This window comes from Halalkalibacterium ligniniphilum (assembly GCF_000334155.1).
GTDB classification, from domain to species: domain Bacteria; phylum Bacillota; class Bacilli; order Bacillales; family Bacillaceae_D; genus Halalkalibacterium; species Halalkalibacterium ligniniphilum.
Map to the genome: position 1 here is coordinate 1 of NZ_ANNK01000023.1, position 2,663 is coordinate 2,663.

Genomic DNA, 2,663 nt, shown 5'->3' on the forward strand with positions numbered 1-2,663 from the left:
CGAACGCTGGGAATCAAGAGGCTGAGGAAGCAGCGGCAGAAGAGGCGGAAGAAACAGGGACAGAAGCTGGAGAGGTGATTACCATTAAGGTTGGTCATATTGCTCCACCGGGAGAAGCATACTCCCTTGGGTTTAAGGAATATGCTGAGGCTGTTGAAGAAGCGACAGATGGACAAGTTCAATTTGATATTTATGGAAATGGAACGTTAGGTGGCGAACGAGAGCTACTAGAAGGCGTCCAATTAGGCACGTTAGATATGAGTGTCATTACAACAGGTGTGGTGACAAATTTTGTCCCTGATGTGACCGTCATTGAATTCCCGTTTTTATTTAGAGATTTAGACCATGTATATAAAACATTAGATGGTGAGATTGGTCAGGAGTTATTAGACAAGATGTCGGAGGTCAACCTGAAAGGCATTGCTTTTTGGGAAAATGGACAACGCCACTTTGCGAATAGCAAACAGCCGATCAAAACACCTGAAGATTTAAATGGACTAAGAATGCGAACAATTGAGAGTGAGTTAATGCTCGATACATATAGTGCATTAGGGACGAACGCGACTCCGATGGCGTTTCCAGAAGTATACGGAGGACTGCAGCAAGGCGTAATTGATGGCTCTGATTTCTCCTATGGTGTCATTTGGAGCACGAATGTCTATGAGCAAACGAAATATTTTTCTGAGGCAGGCCTTTATTATTCCTCTGCCACACTTTTGATCAATGAAGAGCTGTACGAAGCATTGCCTGAGGACATTCAGAAGGTGATCCTCGATCTTGGGAAAGAGTATGCTCAAATTCAACGAGGCATCTCTCAAGAATTAGAGGCAGAACAAAAGCAAGGCTTACTTGATAACGGTGTTGAGATTATCGAGGCGGATGAGCTCGATCTCGACGCATTCCGTGAGAAAGTTCAGCCAGTCTATGAAAAATATGAAGAGCAATATGGCGAATACATTGAGCGAATTCAAAATGTGCAATAGATAGAATGAACAGGGCTGTTCCGTAAGCTGTCAAAGACTTATGGACAGCCTTTTTGAAAAGGTAGGAAAGGATACAATCGATGGTGTCTAGCTCTAGCTGTAGCGCTTATCAAGGCGCTTGTGCAATAATTCGTAAATGCTTGACATTATACCTATTAGGGTATATTATACCTATATAGGTATTTTAGTTGTGAAATCTTAAAGGAGGCTTTTTGATGCAGGAGGAGAGAAAGGAGCAGGCCTGTCACACAGGTCAGTGAGGTCCTGCGACAAGGAATGCATCGGTCGCAAAGGAAGGAAAGAAAGCGCATCCTCCTATATGACCGGCTGTGTACCTTTGGTTCCTGGTAGGAGCTGTTTTCGTTATCTATAACATTGTTTTGTTTGTTCACTAATCAGTATAAATATCATAATGAGTTTCTAAACGAATAACGAATAAAAAAGCTTTCACTATTAAGGACTTGGTGATAAGCCGAGTTTTTCTAAAAGAGGTAAAAAGAAACTGTATAAGAGGTTGCTGATGATAGGAAGGAGAGGCTGGGGCATAACGAACGTGTATGATTGAACATGCGAACAATGCACAACCTTAGCGGAGGAAATAGACGTAGACTCCTGCGGGATCAAAGGCAAGGGTGAGACCCCACAGTGCCTAAGCACGAGGAGGCTCACCAGCCGCCCGCGGAAAGCGAAGTATTTTCCGAAGCGAAGGCTATGCAGCAACGATCATGACGTTCGGATTTCTCATCAATAGCCTCTTTTCTTACACGTTAAGCAAGGCTAAATTTTTTAACATGGAAGCGTATCGACGTCGTTAAAAATTTGAAGGCTCAAGGATAACGGCAGCGAAGGCTTTCGCTCTGGCCAAGTTTTGTTTAAGCAGGAGGTGAGTGGTGGATGGATGACGTTTGGATCGTTGGACCCTTGATCATTAAGCAATCGATGTTGTTGGTCATGGGGATGATTGTGGTTAGTCTTTTTTTAAGCAAGCAGCTTTTTTATGAAGAGCTTTCCGAGCAAAAAAAGCTCCAGGATAGCTATTGGAACGGCATGCTCTACTTTTTTGTTATCTTTCAATTTTCCACACTGCTTTTTTACCCGACGATTACGATTCGTGATCCGTTTGCCGTGATGGCGATGCCGAGCTCGTCGCTGGAATGGATGCTTGCCTGGCTTGTTGTTGCTCTTTATTTCTTTTGGGTTAGCTGGAAGAGAGGCTTAAACCGCGAATTTCTGTTTCTCTACTTTTTTGTTAGCTACCTTGTGGTTGAAACGGTCTATTTGGCCTTTCATCCGTTTATCGACTACCGGCTGAGTGTCGATGTTCCATACTATGGGGGGCATCCGGTTAGTCTCTATCAGATGCTCGTGACTGTGCTCATTCTAGTCGTTTTTATGTGGCAAAAGCAAAGAAAAATGGACGTGCCACTCATCTTAGGGCGGGTTCTTGTCATGTACGGCGGAAGCTTCGGAATCCTCTCCCTTCTATTTGAACCACGGATGATGGGGATGGCGGTGCCAGCCTGGTTTTATTTCTTGCTCCTATTTGCAGGCTTTGCCACAACGACAATGATGCTAAAGCGCAAAGAGAACCAGGAGGTGAGCAAGTGAGAGGATGGGGAGTGATTGCCTTTCTTGCCATCTTAGTCGGCTGGTCAGCGCTCACAATGAATGAGGATAAGG

Annotated in this window: 2 protein-coding genes; both read left to right on the plus strand. The window is 44.3% G+C overall.

Annotation, left to right across the window (positions count from 1 at the left end; translation table 11 throughout):
• The coding region (locus BLT_RS0101810; protein ID WP_017726117.1) for a TRAP transporter substrate-binding protein at positions 1 to 983 on the plus strand (983 nt) is incomplete at its 5' end.
• Positions 984 to 1,877: 894 nt separating this feature from the next.
• Positions 1,878 to 2,591: a hypothetical protein gene (locus BLT_RS0101815; protein WP_017726118.1), complete on the plus strand. Its 714-nt coding sequence runs from the start codon at positions 1,878 to 1,880 to the stop codon at positions 2,589 to 2,591.
• Positions 2,592 to 2,663 lie beyond the last annotated feature (72 nt).